The organism is Pseudomonas sp. IT-P171 (assembly GCF_949767765.1).
In the GTDB taxonomy this organism is placed as follows: domain Bacteria; phylum Pseudomonadota; class Gammaproteobacteria; order Pseudomonadales; family Pseudomonadaceae; genus Aquipseudomonas; species Aquipseudomonas fluorescens_B.
This window is the reverse complement of sequence record NZ_CATKQN010000012.1, coordinates 43,617-61,414: the sequence shown is the minus strand read 5'-3', so window position 1 is coordinate 61,414 and position 17,798 is coordinate 43,617. Positions and strand designations below refer to the sequence as shown.

The window sequence follows — 17,798 nt, the reverse complement described above, 5'->3', positions numbered from 1 at the left end:
TGTATCGAGATTGTAATAACCGACCGGTTTGAACAATGTGCTCAGTTGTCGCGCTTTCATTTCAAGTCTTTGGTTTATTGATTTGAAACTAAAATGGCCCTTCCTTGAATTGTGCTAATAACCAAATGAAAGAATATATAGCAGAACCCATGCGTCGCTTATTAACTCCTTCAATGCGATTTGAGCTAAGGAAAGCTGTCGCCTGGCTGCGGGATATTCTCGGACGAGCCTGTTTTTGGCGCTGGGAAATTGTCAGGTTCAAACTGCGGGAAGACAGCCTCTACGACATACTTTATGTGGGCAGGAAAACACAGCGGGAGTTTGTGAAGGTTTTACTGGGCGTCCAATCTCAAGGGGTTGATGGGCCGTTGAAGCTGGGCAAGTCAGACCGGACAGTGGTGGTCAGCGAAATGCCGACCCCGGGGGCCTTATACGTGCCTCAGTACTTGAGTGCTGTCGTGCCGCTGAGCAGGTCAATCGACGAGATCACCGCGAGATACAACACCGAGCTGCGTCGGAACCTGCGCAAGAATCGTCTGCGTTACCGCATGAAGCAAGCGTTGAACGATGACGAGATTGAAATCGCCGATAGGGAAATGCTTCAACCTTATGCCGCGGCCCGGCATGGTTCGGCCGCCTCACAAATTGAAGCACAGGAAGTTCATCGGGTGGCAAAAGTTGCCGGGCGACTCGATCTGGTGCTGCTGGAAGACGAGGTTGTTGCATGCCATCTTGGCTGTGTAGTCACCCGGGCAGGTAAGCGTTATTGGAGTACCGTGCGCTTCGGTTACCCAGATGTAGTGTTTTCGGATACAAAGAAATTACGTGAAGTTAACTCCATTACCACCTTCATGGCGCTGGAATGGGCGATTGAAAATGGTTTTGACTATTACGATATTGGAACTTGCCTGGCACGCCCGGACGACGGGCTTCTGGAATGGAAAAGAAGACGCGGTGGCGATGTCGATACGCTGGGTAACCACGGTTATTTGTTTGTTCAACTGCCCAAGGCAGGTGCGGCTCAGTTTCTCTGGGAGGCGCCGTTATTTGCGGTTGAGGGTAAAAACCTGACACTTCATCTTGGGTTGCCGGACGGGCCGAGTGATGAAGAAGTTACCAGCCGATATCGCGAGATGGGATTTGGTGGTCTTTCGACAATATATATCCATTGTTCCAGAGTGCCGGGAGAAGCGCTTCTCGACACCTTGCGCATTCGTTACGCTCATTTGAAGTCGCCCCCTGTCCTGGAAATTGTTGTATCCACCTGAACAAGTTGTTGCCTTTAAAAAGCCGGTTTTAACCAAGAACGCTTGTTGCTGTTTATCCATATCTGGATGGGGTGGCTATGTCTCAATTTAATGCATTGACGAGTGGCGGCCAATCGAAATGGAGCTTCGCGGCGTATAAGCACCTTTTCAACACGCGTGTCACTCGGACGCCGTCGCTGGCCCTTCAGAGTCAGGCCGTGAAAACCTGGGACATTGCCCCGGGCGAAATCGCGATGGCTCCGCCCGCGTTCTATTTGCCTGATCAACTGGAACGTGTGACGGGTTGGGCCGAGGCGCTTTTTTATCCTCATGAGCATCCTCGACGCACAATGGAAGGTATCGGTCGTGTTGAACATAGCCCGACCCGAGGCTACTTGCTGAAGGATGTCTGGTTGATCGATGGCACGCTCTACAAAGGCAATGCCAAATCATGGTTGACCCCGGGTGCTGGCCGGTTACCGGGCATTCGCGTAGAAAACGAAATCGATCGCGGCGCGTTGTATTGCACTGCGGGGGGAAACAAATGGTTTGGCACCTGGCTGATGGATGATTGTTTGACCTATCGATTAGCCTGCGACGAAGGTGTCCCGGTGACCACGGCACCCTTTGCCGATAATGTTTCCATTGCCAGGAACGGCATACTTCATGCCCCCGGTTACGAGAACTGGCTGGACATGAGGCCCGTTCGTTTACGTAATGCTTTTTTCCGTGAACTCGTGATCTTTGACGATCTGAGCCAAAACCGAAACAAGCACCTGCGTTTTCGGGCGATGGGTGAAAAATTGCTGTCGCACGTCAACGTCAGCGCTCATCCGGGCGTGTTCATCCTGCGAGGCGGCAAGGGTGAGCTGCGATTGCTGCGCAATGAGAGGGAACTGGCAGAGCGCCTGCGTGACCGTAGAGGCTTTCGCATTCTCGACCCGGCGACATCCGATGTTCCAACCATTGTCGCGGCCTGTGCCGGGGCAAGAACCGTGATAGGGATCGAGGGGAGCCAGCTTATCCATGGGGTCAATGTGCTTCCCCCGGGCGGCTCGCTGCTCGTTTTGCAGCCGCCTGATCGTTTCGTCTGTTTCTTCAAGTACCTGACCGATCGTGACCGGCAGAACTTTGGCTTTGTGGTCGGCACGCCCGCGGGCACCGGTTTCACCATTGACCCCGATGAAGTGGAGCGCACGCTGGATCTCTTTCCGTCATCGTACGGCGAGGCTTAATCCTCGCCTTTACGCGTGACCGGTTAGTAGGCTTGTTTGCCGGAGAAGGCCGATACCGTCCGTAAAAGAATGATGAAGTCCAGCCAGAGCGACCAGTTGTTGATGTACTCGATGTCTGAGTCAACCCGCCGAATCATTTGTTCTATATCTTTCGTTTCACCGCGAAGGCCACGCACCTGAGCCAGGCCGGTGATGCCCGGTTTAATGTTGTGGCGCGCAAAGTAGCCCGAGACATCGGGCGAGTACTGCACGTCGTGCTGGATCGCGTGCGGACGAGGGCCTACCAGCGACATTTCCCCCATCAACACGTTGAACAGCTGCGGCAGTTCATCCAGGCTGGTTTTCCGAATAAAGGCGCCGACCCTCGTCACGCGTGGATCATTCTTTTGTGCCTGCTTGACGGTGCCGTCCGACGCTTGATGGACCACCATGCTTCTGAACTTCCAGATCCGGAAAACTTCGCCACTCCACCCCATGCGTTGTTGACGAAAGAACACAGGGCCGGGGTTATCGATCTTGATCGCAAGGGCGACGATCGCCAGCACGGGCGCCGCAAAAAGCAGGATGAGAAAAGCTCCGACCTTGTCTTCGAGATTCTTCAGAAACAGCCGCATACCCATCAGCGGCGTTTCGGACAAGGTCAGCACGGGAATGCCGGCAATCTCGCGAACGCTGTGGTTGATCAACTTCAAGGCGAAAATGTCAGGCACCCAGTTAACCCTGACGTGTTTGTCGAACAGGCTTAAATAGACCTTCTGGATAACTTCGGAGCCGCCCACAGGGGTCACAAAATAGACGGTACGAATGGCGTGTTTGACAACCAACTCATCAAGATCGGAGATATTGCCCAGTATCGACAGACGAGTTGCGCCTTCCTGGCCTTCCTTTCCCCAGTCATCGTCCGCGCCAATCAACACACAGCCGACGATGCGTTCACCGAGCCAGGGGTTATTGCTGATTTTCTTGTGGAGGTAGCTCGCCAGTTCCCCCGAGCCAATGATCAGCGAATTTTCCAGTTGCGTCGGGTGAGCCAGAAACCGCTTCTGCATTTCCCGTGTGGCGAGGTGCAAAAACAACTGGGCAAAGTAGCCAAGAACAAATAACTCCCCAACCAACAGCCGCGAATACCGTTCGCTTGTTTTGGTCAGAAAAGCCATGGCCACGAGAAAACCAAAGGTCGCGGTCCACGCTTTCAGAAGCTTGAAGGCTTTGACGGTAAAACCGACATTGCTGCGGTAAATGGCGTAGTGGTCGTACACCACCGCCAATGCCCCCAGCAGGAGCAGGAGCAGGATGACGTAATCCTGGGAAATGAAGCCGATATGATAATTGATCAAAAACCACGCGACACCGGTTACCGCAACGCAATCGAGACCGGCCTGAATGACGATACTGGTGCTGCTTCTTCGCTGGAGAACGGAACGCGTACTGTTGGGCTCAAAAATCATTTTCAGACCTCATTTGCTTTCCCTTGCGCTCGATATGACAGGATTCAGGTCAAACAGCCCTCGCTTGAGAGCCTCAGCGCCACCGACAAGTTACTCATGCTTGTGACAGGTCTCCACCCTAAAATGTGTAAATCTGGTGAGACGAAGTCGGGTGCTATCACTTTAGCACCACTGTGCAAACATTCACTGAATCACTGCTGTTTCATACAACAATCAAGGCAAAAAATGAAGTTGGGCAGGAGGGGCCGAGCAAACACGGGGGGACGCCTCCGCGGTGTCTACCGCAGGCTTGTCTGATCAGCAATCTTGGGGACGGTAACTCGCGCGGGACAGACGTCTCGCAGGGCAGGGCGCAAGCGGCAGGGCGGGAACCGGGGTCCCCGTTTTCATCGTGGCGGTCCGGTTACACCGTTGTCAGTTATTCATCCCGTCTTCAATGGCGATGCCTTGCGCACGCATCTGCTGGATCAGTTCGGCGCGGGTGCCTGGAAGGTTGAGCATGGTTTTTGCACGCAGGGCCGCCACTTCTTCCGCGCTGTAAGGTTGATAATCCGCAGGTGTGCTTTTGCCGGCCATGCCGTCTGCACGCATGAGCCAGTTCAGCAAGTCGGCCAGCTGCGCGTTGTCCAGCGCGGACTGCGACATGCCGGGAACACGCACGAGAAACTCGCGCCCGCCCGGCACCTTGAGAAAGTTGCCGACAAATCCCGCCATCCGCGGTGTGTCATTGGCGGGGGAGCCCATGCCGTTGCCGAGGTGGCAACCGGCGCATTGCAATTGGTAATTCACGCCAACGCTGTAGCCGGCCTGGGCAATCGGTTTCTGCGGCGCTTCATTACCCGGCGCATGACGCTGCGCCGGGTCGGGGATGGCTCTGGCGTGTACGAGCGGGGCAGCCATGACGCAGGCAAGACCGAGGAATAGCAACTTACGCATGACAGACACCTTGTGCTGATGGCCGGTAACCGCAAATAAAAAAAACGACAAACCAAAAAAAAACCGCCGATTGCGCGAACAATCGACGGCAACTGCGCGTTAAACCGCCACGCCACGAATGATCGAAACGGTGCAGTGGTAGATGTGCGATTTGGCGGCCAGGCACCAGTTCACATCGTTGTTGTTGAACGGGCGATAGGCCGGTTCTTCACTGTCGTTACGGGTGCAGGCGCACTGGGCGCAGCTCTGTTTACCGCAGCAGTCGTTGTACGAAATGATGTAGTCCTTGCCGTCGGCCGGGTTGCGGCACGTGCCGATCCAGGTGACTTGCGACGCTTCGGTGCCCGGCGGGCAGGACGTCACCGACCCCCCGCAGCAGCTGCACAGAAAACCGTCGATCGAGCAGTAGCGCCAGTAGTCGCAACTGTTCGGATCACCCGGGTCACCGGCCTTCGGGTTGTCCGCGGCCAGGGCTTTGCTGGTGCGGTCCAGCGGCAACAGCAGGGGCAGCGCGGCGCCCGCGACCATCAGGGAACCCATGCGCGCCAGCAGTTTGCGACGCGAGGTGGTGTCGGCCACTCGACGGGTCGAGCGCTCGAATAACAGATCCAGCAGTTTCATAAAAGTCTCCCTGCCTTAATCAGTGGCTATGGCCGTGGCTGTGATCGTGAGCGTGCGGCTGGCTGTTCAGGTATTCCTGCAGCGTGGCGCTTTTCAGGTGTTCGACTTCGAACAGGCTGTCCAGGTGCTCGCGGGAGTTGACCAGGCCTTTGGCGCGCAAGGTGCCGGTCTTGTCGATCAGGGCGGCGTACGGCAGCTTGCCGATCTGATAGGTCATGCCGACTTCCGGCCCGACCACATAAGTGGCGTCTTCCAGTTTGTGTTCGCGGATCAGCGCTTGCTGGGCGTCCATGTCACCGTCGCTGATGAACACCACGTCGAGGCGATTCGCCTGTTCCCTGGCAATCGACTTGATCGCCGGCAGCAGGGATTTGCAGATCGGGCAGGTCGGCGAAAGGAAAAACAGCAGTTGGGATTTTTCACCGGCATAGCCGAAGTTGACCGGGCGACCGTGACGGTCGGAAGCCGTGACTTGCGGCGCGGCTTCGTTGACCGCCACGCCTTTGTCGACCATCAGCGCACCGGCCGGGGCCAGACGCCCGTGCAGCACACCAATCTGCCGGACCAGGCCCATGACGACAAACGCCACGGCCACCAGCAGTACCCAGAGCAGAACGTTGGAAACGATTAAGCCTTCCATTGATCACCTACCAATCAGTTTGAGCAGAAGAGGGGAGTTCGCCAGCAAGCCGTCGGCTGCGGCGTAAATCAGCAGCGCGACGGCGCTGGCGGCGACAGTGACGAAGCCGTCGAAAAAACCAAGGTCACGGGCGACCGGCGACACGCTGGCCAGCAGCGCCAGGACCACCAGCGCGCTGTTGCGCAACAGCAGAACCGGACGCAATGGCTGCGCCTGGTCCGGGCCGGCACAACCGCAGTCGATGTCGCCGCGACCGCGCCACAGGTTGATGCCGATGGCCGCGGCGTAGAGCGCGATCAGGCTGGCAGCACTGAGCGCCGCCCACGAACGGCAGGCCGGCACCAGCAGCGCAAAGGCAATCGCCAGTTCAATCACTGGAATGACTCGGGCGACAGGGCGCACGATCGCGTCAGGCAGCAGTTGGTAGTCGCCCAGTTGCCTGGCAAAACGTGCCGGTGCACGTAACTTGTGCGTCGCGGCACTGGCCAGCAACACCGCAATCGCGAGCGCGCTGGCAATGATGAAGATCGGATCGATATACATGGCCGAACCTCGTTTAGTAGCTCATGACCTGAGTCGCGGTTTTGGCGACTTTCGGCATGCTGCCAGTGAGCGTGTTGGTCTTGAGGTCGAAAATCTGCAAACCGCCTTCAACGTCCGTGCCGAGCAGCAGCGGCTTGTCGTCGCCGGTGGCCTGCATGCTCCAGACCGGTACCGGTGCTTCCAGCGTCGCCACCTTCTTGTGGGTTTTCAGATCAAACGCCCAGATCAGCGGGCTCGGGTCTTCCCACTTCATCGGTTCGTGAGCGTCGTGCATCAGCACGTACAAACGGTTCAGCTTTGGCGCGACGGCCATCAGCTGCCAGCCACCGGGCGCCCATCCGGCTTTCTTTTCCTCGTCGCTGGTCAGTGACCACGCCGGCAGGATTTTCGGTGCATCGGCAGAGAAATCCACCGGGCGCACCGTGCCCGTCGTGGTGGTGAAGTAATAGGTGTCGCCGATGTTCACCGCGCGCTCATTGAGCTTCTCAGCATTGGGGTCGAAGAACGGCGTGCGGCTGCGCGCGGTTTCCTGGCCCTGATCGTTGAGCGTGATCACCTGCAGGCTGCCATCGCCGCACAGCGAGGCGAAGCGGCGGTTGCCGATCGGGTAGTTGAGTACGCAACCCGGAATCGCCAGTTCAGCGGCGACGGACTTGGCCTGGGTGTCGACCACGGTCACTGAAGTCGACGGCGTGAAGTTGTAGACGTAGACGAAGCGGTCATCGCCGCTGGTCTTCAAGCCGTAGCGCTGGGTCAGCGACTCGGCGCGCTTGGTCGGAATCAACAGCTCCCAGGCCGGCGACAGGGTCGAGCTGTCCCATGCGGTCAACACATCCGTGCGTGTGCCACGGGTGCCGCGTGAGTAAAAGATGTCGGCGCTGTAGAGGGTTTTCTGATCGTGGCTGAGCGTCGAAGGCGCTGCAAAACCGGTGGGTACCATGCCGAGGACGCGTTTTTTGTCGGGGTCGACCACGGTGACGCGGCCGGCCACGAAGCTTTCGAATTCGACGTCGACGATGAACGCGCGATGGACTTCCGGTGGAAATGCCAGAACGGTCTGGCCGATCGTGTCAGCGGGCAGATCCGCGCTGGCATTGTTCAAACCCAGTACCAGCAGGCTGAGACTCAGCGCTGACTGTACGGTGATCCTGGTGGCTCGCATTAGGGGGAACTCCCTGAATTATTGTTCACGCAAATCGCGGATGCATTGGCAGATTTTTGCAGTTCGATTCTGCCTCGCCGGCCGAGGGGGTGAATTGCTGTGGCTGCCAAGTGTTTGTGTGTCTGTGCCAGTCTCAAGAAGCACATTTCGAAATCGCAGAAACTGCCGATCAACTGGGCGCGGGAGTCGGGTGAAAAACCTGTGGCAAGGGGGGTAAACCCCTCGCCACAGGTTTTCTGCTTGTCTCAGGTTTTGGTCGTAGCGAGTCTTCGAGTGTCAGGCGGGAGTGGCGAGGGGAAGGGAGAAGGTGAACACGGCGCCGCAGGGCTCAAGGTTTTGCGCCCAGATATCGCCACGGTGGCGGCCGATGATGTTTTTGCACAGCGCCAGGCCGATGCCGTTGCCGCTGACCTTGGAGGAGAAGAAGCCGTCGAAGAGCTTCTCTTGCGCCTGGGCCTGAATGCCGCGACCGCAGTCTTCGATGCGCACCAGCGCCAGGTGGTTCTCGGCGCTGGCCTGAATCCGCAACACCCGTCGTTCGACCGGCAAGTCGTTCATCTCTTCAATCGCGTTGAACGCCAGATTGAGAATGACCTGACCGATCAGCACTTTTTCGCAGCTCACCATCAGCGGCGTCGGGCTGGCGACAATGTCGACGCGGACCTGACTCGGGTCGGCGCGCAGGCTGATGAAGTAACGGGTTTCGCGCAGCAACGCATTGAGGTCGATCAGCTCTTCGCTTTGCTCCAGCTTGACCACGTAATCGCGCACGCTCTTGATGATCAGCGACGCATGCTCGATTTGCCGCACGGCGTTTTGCAAGCCCCAGGCGACGCCCTGATCGGTGGCTTGCTCTTTGTTCAGGCGAATCATCGCGCCTTCGATGAAGTTGCGGGTGGCGGCCAGCGGCTGGCTCAGCTCATGGGCAATCGCCACGGCCATTTCGCCCATGGCGTTGTAGCGGGCCAGGTACTCGAGTTTTTGCTCGCTGACGCGCCGCGCTTCTTCGGCGCGCACTTGCTCGGTGACGTCGCGAAACAACAGCAGATGGCCAACCAGATCGTCTTCGATTTCGATAAAACGACAGGTCGCCTCATGCCAGCGCCACTCACCGTCGCGGCGCTGCACGTGGTAATGCACGCTGAACGGTGCGTGTTCCGGTGTTTCGCTGGCCAACTGTTGCAACAGGCGCTGGCGTGACTCCTCGTCGCACCAGGACAGGAAATTTTCGCCGATCAGCGCGTGCTCTTCGCTGTTGAGCAAATGGGCGCCGGAGTCGCTGATAAAACGGATATCTCCCTCAGGACCAAGCACCGCAACACCTTCGGCCAGGTCCTGCATGAACGCCTTGAGCCGACTCTCGAAACGCTTGAGGTCGCGCTTGACCTTGTCTTCCCTGGAAATGTCGCGGAACTGCACCATCAACACATCGCGCCCTTCCAGATGCACCAGTGTGGCGACCGCCTCGGACAGAATTTCAACCCCCTGCTTGGAGCGATAACACCACTCGATGGCGCGCTGGCCCGTGCGCGCGGCGCCTTCGAGCCAGCGCAAACCCACCGAGCGCCGGTACTTTGGCGCATCGCGGGTCATGTCCGGGGCTTTGAGCGGCGTCAGTTCTTCCAGGGTGAAACCGAGCGCGCTCAGGGCGGCGGCGTTGGCCCAGAGAATCTCCTTGCTCTGTGCGTCGTGAAGAATGATGCACAACGGCATGGCTTCGATGAGGGTGAAAAAGTCGTGCGGTTTTGGCAGGTACATCGCGCAGCCCAGAGGAACCGGTGAAAGGGAAGTATGGCGTTTTATACCGTCTTGCGCGTGGGGATGCGCTCAGAAGTAACCGGGGGCGGGCTAGGGGATTTCTTTAGCCAAGTGGCTACACGCACCAATAGTGGCGACCCGATGCGGTTTTTACACTGAGCCCATCAACGGTCGCCACGCCGCCAGGCAGGCTCCGACCAATAACAATTAAACGGAGAGAAGCCCATGCTGCGTTCAGCTGTCGCGGAGAAAGACCCTCTGCCAGGCGTCGACGAGAACACCGTCCACAGCCAGGCCTTTGAGCAGGTGCTGGAGGAAGTGCGCCAGCGTCGTGAGGAATTCGACACCGGCTCCCACGTGCCGAGGGACATGATCGAACGCTTCAAACAGGTGGGCATCTACCGTGCCGCCACGCCGAAATGCTTTGGCGGTGACGCCCTGGCGCCGGCGCTGTTCCTGCGAATGATCGAACGCATTTCCGAAGCCGACGGCTCGGCCGGCTGGGTGGCCAGCTTCGGCAGTGCGGGTGTTTATCTCGCCGCATTGCCGCCAGAAACCCTCGCTGAAATTTACTCGAAAAGTCCTGACCTGGTGTTCGCTGGCGGCTTGTTTCCGCTGCAACCCGCCGAAACCGTCGAGGGCGGCTGGCAGGTCAGCGGCACCTGGAAATTCGCCAGCGGCTGCAAGGGCGCCGATCTGCTCGGCGTGGGTATTGGCGCTGCCGGCGGCAAACCACGCACCGCGGTCTTGCGCGCCGATCAAGTCGACATCGTCGAAAACTGGGACGTGGTCGGCCTCAAAGGCACTGGCAGCCACGATTTGCGCGTCACCGACCAACGCGTTGATGAACGCTGGACCTTCATCCGTGGCGGCGCTTCGACCATCGACGAGCCGCTGTTCCGCTACCCCTCGATTGCCTACGCCGCGCAAGTGCTGGCCGTGGTCAACCTCGGTCTGGCCCGCGCCGCGCTCGATGAAGTCAGCCGCATGGCGGCCGGCAGCGGCATCACCGGCGCGCCGAAAATGGCCGACCGTGCCTACGTGCGCATCGAGATCGCCAAGGCCGAAGCGCGTTTGGCCGCCGCGCGCGGTTTCTTCTACGGCGCCACCGAGCAGGTGTGGCATTCGATCCTTGCCGGCAACCCGGTTACCGCCGAACAAACCAGCCTGTTGCGCCTCAGTGCGATCCACGTTTCCCAGGCCGGAGCGGCCGTGGTGCAGAGCGCTTACAGCCTCGCCGGCACCACCGCGATTTACCTGCGCCATCCGCTGCAGCGCTACCTGCGCGATTCGATGGTGGTCACCCAGCACGCGTTCCTCAGCGAAGGCCTGTACGACGGCGCCGGCTCGGTGTTCCTCGGCGTGCCGCCATTCCCTGGCTACATCTGAACCCATTATTCAAAGGATCAACCCCCATGTCCCAGACCACCCAAGAACCTCTGCGCGTCGTCTTTTGCATCGGTATCACCCAGAATTTTTTTGACCTGCCCACCGGCGAAGGCCTGAGCGTGTGGAAGGGTTTCAGCCAGATGATGGGCTCCCTCGGCGCCATGCCCGGGATTACCGTTCTCGGCGCGATGGACGATGACCGGCTGATGGTCGGCCCGTCCACCACCTCACCGTGGACCGTCTACATCATGGCCGACGTCGACTGCCACCAGTCGGTGATCGACGCCTGCAACCTGTTTCGCACCACACCGGTGAACGAATACAGCCTGTGGCGTTACGCCAAGGTAGAAGCGCGCATCGGTCGCCCGCTGACCATTCCAGATGCGGCCAGGGTGTAAGCCATGAACGAGGCCTTGCTGCAGCGTCTCGCGACGCTCGAAGGGGAGAGTCAGGTGCGTCGCTTGATGGCGCGTTATATGGACTTGTGCGATGTGCCGAGGGCGGTGACTCAAGTCAGCGAGTTGGCGGCGTTGTTCTGCATCGATGCGATCTGGGAAGGCATCGGCAGCGTCACCGCGCAGACCTTCGGCCAGCACCGTGGGCGTGATGCGGTGGCGGCGTTCGTCGGCAGTTACTTGCCGCCTTCGGAGCACTTTCGCCTGAACCTGCATTACCTCACCAGCGAGTCGATCACGGTCGACGGCAACACGGCCCGAGGGCAGTGGATCATGCAGCAGATATCCACTTACACCGATGGCCGCAGTGAGCTGTTCGGCACACGGTTGAATATCGATTTCCGCTGTGTCGACGGCTCCTGGCTGATCGCGCATTTGCGTACGCAACGCTTGTTCAACACGGACCTCTTCACCTCGGAGCCGGGCGCATGAGTACGTTTATCAGCGAATTTCGACTCGGTGGTGGCGGCAAACGGGTCGCGATCAAAGACTCGATCGACATTGCCGGCCATCCGACGCGTTCGGGCAGTCGTGCATTTGCCGATGCCAAACCGGCGGTGCGCAACGCCGACGTGGTGGACGCGATCCTCGATGCAGGCTGGCAAATCGTCGGCAAAACCAACCTGCACGAGTTGGCCTTCGGCGTCACCGGCATCAACGACTGGACCGGCACCCCGATCAATCCGCAGGCGCCGGACCGGGTGCCGGGCGGTTCCTCCAGCGGTTCGGCCGCAGCCGTCGCCGCCGGTCTGGCGGACATCGCCATTGGCACCGACACGGGCGGTTCGGTTCGCGTACCGGCGGCGTGTTGCGGCATTGCCGGGTTGAAGCCGACATACGGGCGGGTCAGCCGGGTCGGCGCCCATCCGGCGGTTTCCAGTCTTGATTGCGTCGGGCCGTTTGCTGCCGACATGGCGGATTTGATTGCTGCGATGCAGGTGATTTGCCCTGGCTTTCAGGTTCAGGGTTTGCCAACGAGTAGCGCGTCAGTCGGTTTCCTTGAAGTCGATTGCGACCCGCTATTGCAAGCCTGCCTCGACACCGCCGTCGACCGTGCCGGCTGGCGTCGCAGCCTCCTGCGCCTGAGCGAATTCGAGGCCGCGTTTGCCGCCGGCCTGACCGTCATCAACGTCGAAAACTGGGCCGCGTTCGGTCACCTCACCGGTAAAGGCCTGATCGGCGCGGATGTCGAGCAACGTCTGTTGGCCGCCAGCCGTACCAACGCCGCCGAGCTGGCGCAGGCTGAAAAAGTTCGCGCACGTTTCACTCAGCAAGTGGACGCCGCCCTGGAGGAGTTTGCGGTGCTGTTGTTACCGACGATGCCAAGCCTGCCACCGACGCTGATTGAAGCGCGCAGCGCGAGCAAAGCCGTGGCCGGCATGACGCCACTGGTTCGGCCTTTCAACCTCAGCGGCCATCCGGCACTGACGGTGCCGGTGGAACTGGAGTGCGGCGGGCTGAAAGTCGGCCTGCAGATTGTGGGCCGTAAAGGCCAGGACGAGCTTGTCTGCGCCTTCGGTGCGCAGCTGCAACAGAGCATGGCCCTTGAGCGGCCAACCCCTGAAAATAAGTCATAAGAAAAGCCATGAGGAGAACCGCATGAGCACTCATGAATACCGGCTGATCGCATCATCGAAAAGCCCGGACGAACTGGTCAGCCACGACCGGGTCGACGTTTCGCTGTACAACGACCCGGCACTGTTCGAAGCCGAGCTGGAAAAGATTTTCTACCGCACCTGGGTCTGGGTTGCCCACGAAAGCGAAGTGCGCAACAGCGGCGACTTCAAGACCGCGACCATCGGCCGTCGCCCGGTGATTGTGGTACGCGACAAGAAGGGCCAGATCAACGTCCTGGAAAACCGCTGCCGGCACCGTGGCGCCACGGTGTGTGAAAAGCACAAGGGCAACGCCACCGGTTTCACCTGTCCGTATCACAGCTGGTCGTATGGCCTCGACGGCAAACTGCGTGCGCTGCCTTATCCGGATGGCTACGAAGGCATTCTGGAAAAGTCCGAACTGCCGCTCACCCGCCTGCGCGTGGAGAGTTATGCCGGCATGGTCTTCGCCAGTTACAACGACGAGATCGAGCCGTTGGTGGATTTCCTTGGCGGTGCAAAACACTGGATGGACCTGTTCATGAAGCAGGGCGCCGGTTACCCGATCAAGACTCAGGGCGAACACAGGTTCAGCTTCAAGGGCAACTGGAAGATCCAGCTGGAAAACACCACGGACGGCTATCACTTCCCGATCGTACACAAGTCGTTCATGTCGTCGGTGGACGAAGAAACCTCGGAAATGCTCTCGTTCATGACCGACGAGCAAGCCGTCACCCATTCGCTGGGCAATGGCCACAGCGTGATGGTGATGGTCCCGGAGCACGTCGATCTGGATCACGACGACGGCACCGAACAATTGCAGGAACGCTTCGCTCACGTCACCGAAGAACTGTCGAAAACCATGGAGCCTGCGCAAGTACGCCGCATCGTCCGTTCGCTGCACGGCGCCGGTTTCAACCTGAACCTGTTCCCGAACGTCGCGATGTCGATGTCGTTCTTCCGCGTGCTGCGTCCGGTCTCGGTGACTGAGACGGAGATCCGTCACGTCGCGCTTGGCATGGATGGCGGTCCGGAAATCGCCAACCGCGAACGCTTGCGTATTCACGAGCATTTCCAGGGTCCGTTCGGTTTCGGCAGTCCGGACGATGCCGAGGCCTGGGACCGAGTGCAGCGCGGTTCGTACGCCGGCGTCAATGCGCCGATTCTGGTCAACCGCGGCCTCAATCGCGAAATCATTGCTGAAAACGGTGACAAGGTTAGCCACGCCACCGATGAGGGCGGCATGCGCGGTGCCTATGACATGTGGAAAAGGATGATGAGCCAATGAGCAATCACGACACCCTGAACGGTTTTTCCGGCCCGTTGGCCCAGGCCATCGAGTTCATCTGGCGCGAAGCCGAACTGCTCGATCACAAGCGCTACGCCGAATGGGCAACATTGTGGAGCGACAACGGCCGCTACATCGTGCCGATCGACCCGGACACCGAAGACTTCGAGGCCAGCCTCAACTACGCCTATGACGATGCACGCATGCGTGACTTGCGCATCGAACGCTTGACTGCCGGCTACTCGCCGTCGGCGGTGGACGCGGCGAAAACCGTGCGCAGCGTTTCGCGCTTTCGTCTGGTGGAAGCGGCGGGGGACGTGGTTGACGTGAATTCCGCGCAGTTGCTGTACGCCTACAAACGCGGCGTGCACACGCCGTTCGTGGCTGACCTGAACCATCGCATTCGCTTCACCGACGGTGTCGCGAAGCTGGAGCGCAAGGTCGTGCGCCTGATCAATTCCACGGACAGCCTGAGCGCGCTCGGTTTCCTGCTGTGAGGGTCAACACCATGAACCGAGTAGCCTTGGTCACCGGCGCGTCGCGCGGTCTTGGCGAATGCATCGCCCGTCGTTTGCACGCGGCGGGGTATCGCGTGGGTCTGGCGGATGTGCGCCTCGACGGCGTGCAACGTCTGGCGGCGCAGCTGGATGGCAGCGGCGCGAGTGCCGTCGCCATCGAACTGGACGTGCGCAATAAAGCCGATTTTGTCCGTGCCCGCGACGTGCTCGCCGAGCGGTGGGGCGGCACCGACATTCTGGTGAACAACGCCGGTGTGTCGAAAGTGGCGGCACTGATGGACATCACGCCGGAAGAGTTCGATGAGTCGCTGGCGATCAACCTGCGCGGCACGTTTGTCGCGTGCCAGGTGTTCGGCGCGCACTTTGCCGAGCGCGGGTTCGGCCGCATCGTCAACATCGCCTCGCTTGCCGGGCAAAACGGCGGCACCGCCACGGGCGCACATTACGCGGCGGCCAAGGGGGGGGTGGCGACGCTGACCAAAGTCTTCGCCCGTGAACTGGCGCCGCAAGGGGTGACGGTCAACAGTCTCTCGCCGGGGCCGCTGGACTTGCCGGTGGTGCGTGAAACGGTGGCGCCGGAGCGTCTGGAACAGATCCTGAAAATGATCCCGACGGGCACCCTCGGCGATCCCGGGTTCATCGCCGACACGGTCCTGCTGCTGATCGCCGATCATGCGGCCTCGGTAACCGGCGCGTGTTGGGACATTAACGGCGGGTTGTTCATGCGCTGATTTTTCGGTGCGACGCGGCCCGTTGTGGCGAGGGAGCTTGCTCCCGCTCGACTGCGCAGCAGTCGCAAAAACTGCGAGATTCGGGGCCACTTCGCAGCCCAGCGGGAGCAAGCTCCCTCGCCACAGAGGCTCCCAGACCACAGGTCCGTGTTCGACTTGAAGGCTCCTTAATAAAAACAACCGTATTTCAGGTGACGCAATGATGAAGGTGAAGATCGAAAGGATCGTCGACGAAGCGCTGGATATCCGCTCCTTTCGCCTCGTGCGCAGTGACGGTCAGCCGCTCGACGCCTATGAACCCGGTGCCCATGTCGACCTGACCGGGCCGACCGGGGTCACTCGCCAGTATTCGCTGTGCAGTCCGCCCCAGGACCGTCGTGCGTATCTGGTCGCGGTGAAGAAAGAAGCGCAGTCCCGGGGCGGCTCGGCGGCGCTGCACGAGGTGGAAGAGGGCATGGAGCTGGAAATGGGCGCGCCGCGCAACCTGTTCCGCCTCGACCCGACGGCCACCGAGCACGTGTTGTGCGCAGCCGGTATCGGCGTCACGCCGCTGCTGAGCATGGCCTATCGGCTGGCGGAAACGGGCCAGCCGTGGCGCTTGCATTATTTTGCTCGTTCGCCGCAGTACGCGGCGTTTGCCGAGCTGTTGGCGAGCACGTTCGCCGGGCATGTGCAGTTCCACTACGGACTCGAGCCGGGTGATATGGATGCCGCGTTGAGTGAATGCCTGAACCAGGCGGGCAGTGCCGCACATGTCTACACCTGCGGCCCTGCGCCGTTCATGAACACAGTGGTGGACGTCGCGGCGCGCAGTCGGTCTGACGACGCTATCCACCTCGAACACTTCCAGGCCGACCCGTCGGCCAATGCCGGTCCGAGCGGCGGATTCGAAGTGGAGCTCGCCAGTTCCGGCGTGGTGCTCCAGGTCCCGGCCAACGCCAGTCTGATCGATGTGTTGCAGGCCCATGGTTGCGACATCGACACCGAATGCCGCGAAGGCATCTGCGGCACGTGCATCGTCGAGGTACTGGACGGCGTACCGGAACACCGTGACAACTGTCTCTCGAACAAGGAGAAGGCGTCCAACAAGCAGATTTGCGCCTGCGTTTCCCGGGCCGTTTCCGCTCGTCTGGTATTGGACATCTAACGCAAGGGAAGGCTGGCAAGCCAGCGCCGGAGCCTGTTGAATAGCGCTCTGGCGGCCGTCAACGGAGGAGACTGCCAGGTACGTAATATTTGCCGAACCGCTCGACGAAGCGGTCGAAAAATAACAATAAAACAGGCGTGAGGCTTTGCAGTGATGATGACTTCTTCGGCGGTTCGCAATGAGGCGTTCGAAAACTGGTTGAGCCAGGTCAACCAGGCCTGTGGGCGTTTCGATGCCAGGGCCCTGGATACGGATTTCTACGGTGAGCTCGCGGAATACCGCAGCGGTGCCATCAACCTCAGTGTGGTCGACATGGCGCACGTGCACCTGTATCGCACCAGCAAAGACGTCAGCGTCAGCCGCGACGGCCACTATTACGCGGTGTTCCAGATGCGCGGCAGTTCACAGCTGGAGCAGGGTGAAAATCGCGCTCGACTGGGGGCGGGCGACATCGCCCTGATCGATGCCTGCCGCCCAAGTGACATGACCTATAACGAGGACTCCCGACAGCTGTCGCTGATCCTGCCGCGTCAGGTGGTCGAGCGCGGTTCGCATTTCAATGCGGTCAACTGCGCCACCCGAATCGCGGCCAGCACGCCACTGGCAGCGATGGCCAACAAACTGGTCATGGACACCCGGCAGCAGGAAGGCCTGGACATGCAAGAGAGCGAAGCGGTGCTCGATGCCCTGGTCAGCCTGCTGTTGCCGGGGATCAGCACCCGCGACAGCGGCGGCGATGCCCACGAGCGGCAGTTTCGCAAGATCATCGCCTACATCGACGAACACATCAGCGCCGAAGAGCTATGCCCCGAGCTGATCGCCCGGGAGGTGGGGATTTCAGTGCGGGGGTTGTACCGGATGTTCTCCAAGCGCGGCCTGGTGGTGGCGCAATACATCAAGCACCGGCGCCTGGATTTCTGCGCAGAGAACCTGCGCCGCTCCAACGTTGAACAGAAGCTTTCGGCGCTGTGTTATGCCTGGGGATTCTCTGATTCCAGTTACTTCTCGTCAGCGTTCAAGTCGCGTTTTGGCGTGTCGCCGGGGGTGTACCGCAAGCGTTATAGCCAGAACTGATTGCGTGATGG

18 protein-coding genes are annotated in these 17,798 nt (G+C 59.9%); 11 read left to right on the top strand and 7 right to left on the bottom strand.

Annotation, left to right across the window (positions count from 1 at the left end; genetic code table 11):
* Positions 1-125: 125 nt before the first annotated feature.
* Positions 126-1,268 (top strand): hypothetical protein, encoded by a 1,143-nt coding sequence (locus tag ACM6I5_RS12825; RefSeq protein WP_414883996.1) that lies wholly within the window; start codon positions 126-128, stop codon positions 1,266-1,268.
* A 77-nt stretch (positions 1,269-1,345) separates the two neighbouring features.
* Positions 1,346-2,482, top strand: a complete 1,137-nt coding sequence (locus ACM6I5_RS12820; protein ID WP_414883995.1) for a glycosyltransferase 61 family protein — start codon at positions 1,346-1,348, stop codon at positions 2,480-2,482.
* A 23-nt stretch (positions 2,483-2,505) separates the two neighbouring features.
* Here the strand turns inward: ACM6I5_RS12820 and ACM6I5_RS12815 are convergent, their stop codons facing one another.
* From ACM6I5_RS12815 to ACM6I5_RS12785, 7 genes are all read right to left on the bottom strand, one after another.
* Positions 2,506-3,930: an undecaprenyl-phosphate glucose phosphotransferase gene (locus ACM6I5_RS12815; protein ID WP_017338071.1), complete on the bottom strand. Its 1,425-nt coding sequence runs from the start codon at positions 3,928-3,930 to the stop codon at positions 2,506-2,508.
* Positions 3,931-4,344: 414 nt separating this feature from the next.
* Positions 4,345-4,866 carry a cytochrome C gene (locus tag ACM6I5_RS12810; protein WP_414883994.1) on the bottom strand — a complete coding sequence of 174 codons (522 nt, stop codon included), beginning with the start codon at positions 4,864-4,866 and terminating at the stop codon, positions 4,345-4,347.
* Between the two features lie 99 nt (positions 4,867-4,965).
* The gene (locus ACM6I5_RS12805) at positions 4,966-5,487 is read right to left on the bottom strand and encodes a methylamine dehydrogenase light chain (RefSeq protein WP_008079640.1); all 522 of its coding nucleotides are present in this window, start codon (positions 5,485-5,487) and stop codon (positions 4,966-4,968) included.
* A gap of 19 nt (positions 5,488-5,506) precedes the next feature.
* Entirely contained in the window at positions 5,507-6,127 is a 621-nt protein-coding gene (mauD, locus tag ACM6I5_RS12800) for a methylamine dehydrogenase accessory protein MauD (RefSeq protein WP_017338073.1), read from the bottom strand.
* 3 nt (positions 6,128-6,130) lie between these two features.
* The gene (locus ACM6I5_RS12795; protein ID WP_414883993.1) at positions 6,131-6,670 is read right to left on the bottom strand and encodes a MauE/DoxX family redox-associated membrane protein; all 540 of its coding nucleotides are present in this window, start codon (positions 6,668-6,670) and stop codon (positions 6,131-6,133) included.
* A 13-nt stretch (positions 6,671-6,683) separates the two neighbouring features.
* On the bottom strand, positions 6,684-7,832 hold the full coding sequence (locus tag ACM6I5_RS12790; RefSeq protein WP_017338075.1) for an amine dehydrogenase large subunit: 1,149 nt from the start codon (positions 7,830-7,832) through the stop codon (positions 6,684-6,686).
* A 276-nt stretch (positions 7,833-8,108) separates the two neighbouring features.
* Positions 8,109-9,590 (bottom strand): PAS domain S-box protein, encoded by a 1,482-nt coding sequence (locus ACM6I5_RS12785; protein ID WP_414883992.1) that lies wholly within the window; start codon positions 9,588-9,590, stop codon positions 8,109-8,111.
* 225 nt (positions 9,591-9,815) lie between these two features.
* On the opposite strand from ACM6I5_RS12785, the gene ACM6I5_RS12780 reads away from it, so the two are divergent.
* The 9 genes from ACM6I5_RS12780 (at position 9,816) to feaR (ending at position 17,787) form a co-directional block, all read left to right on the top strand.
* Complete coding sequence (locus ACM6I5_RS12780; RefSeq protein ID WP_017338077.1) at positions 9,816-10,979, top strand: acyl-CoA dehydrogenase family protein; 1,164 nt, start codon at positions 9,816-9,818, stop codon at positions 10,977-10,979.
* A gap of 26 nt (positions 10,980-11,005) precedes the next feature.
* On the top strand, positions 11,006-11,377 hold the full coding sequence (locus ACM6I5_RS12775; protein ID WP_008033901.1) for a hypothetical protein: 372 nt from the start codon (positions 11,006-11,008) through the stop codon (positions 11,375-11,377).
* Positions 11,378-11,380: 3 nt separating this feature from the next.
* Entirely contained in the window at positions 11,381-11,866 is a 486-nt protein-coding gene (locus ACM6I5_RS12770; RefSeq protein WP_017338078.1) for a nuclear transport factor 2 family protein, read from the top strand.
* On the top strand, positions 11,863-13,011 hold the full coding sequence (locus ACM6I5_RS12765) for an amidase (RefSeq protein ID WP_414883991.1): 1,149 nt from the start codon (positions 11,863-11,865) through the stop codon (positions 13,009-13,011). Before ACM6I5_RS12770 ends, ACM6I5_RS12765 begins: the two co-directional genes overlap by 4 nt.
* A gap of 22 nt (positions 13,012-13,033) precedes the next feature.
* Positions 13,034-14,317, top strand: a complete 1,284-nt coding sequence (locus ACM6I5_RS12760) for an aromatic ring-hydroxylating oxygenase subunit alpha (protein WP_414883990.1) — start codon at positions 13,034-13,036, stop codon at positions 14,315-14,317.
* Positions 14,314-14,814 carry an aromatic-ring-hydroxylating dioxygenase subunit beta gene (locus ACM6I5_RS12755; RefSeq protein WP_017338081.1) on the top strand — a complete coding sequence of 167 codons (501 nt, stop codon included), beginning with the start codon at positions 14,314-14,316 and terminating at the stop codon, positions 14,812-14,814. The genes ACM6I5_RS12760 and ACM6I5_RS12755 overlap by 4 nt, the downstream gene beginning before the upstream one ends.
* Positions 14,815-14,825: 11 nt before the next feature.
* Positions 14,826-15,566 carry an SDR family NAD(P)-dependent oxidoreductase gene (locus ACM6I5_RS12750; RefSeq protein WP_017338082.1) on the top strand — a complete coding sequence of 247 codons (741 nt, stop codon included), beginning with the start codon at positions 14,826-14,828 and terminating at the stop codon, positions 15,564-15,566.
* A 199-nt stretch (positions 15,567-15,765) separates the two neighbouring features.
* Positions 15,766-16,713, top strand: coding sequence for a PDR/VanB family oxidoreductase (locus tag ACM6I5_RS12745; RefSeq protein ID WP_414883989.1), 948 nt, complete (start codon positions 15,766-15,768; stop codon positions 16,711-16,713).
* A 153-nt stretch (positions 16,714-16,866) separates the two neighbouring features.
* On the top strand, positions 16,867-17,787 hold the full coding sequence (gene feaR, locus ACM6I5_RS12740; protein WP_017338084.1) for a transcriptional regulator FeaR: 921 nt from the start codon (positions 16,867-16,869) through the stop codon (positions 17,785-17,787).
* Positions 17,788-17,798: the final 11 nt, after the last annotated feature.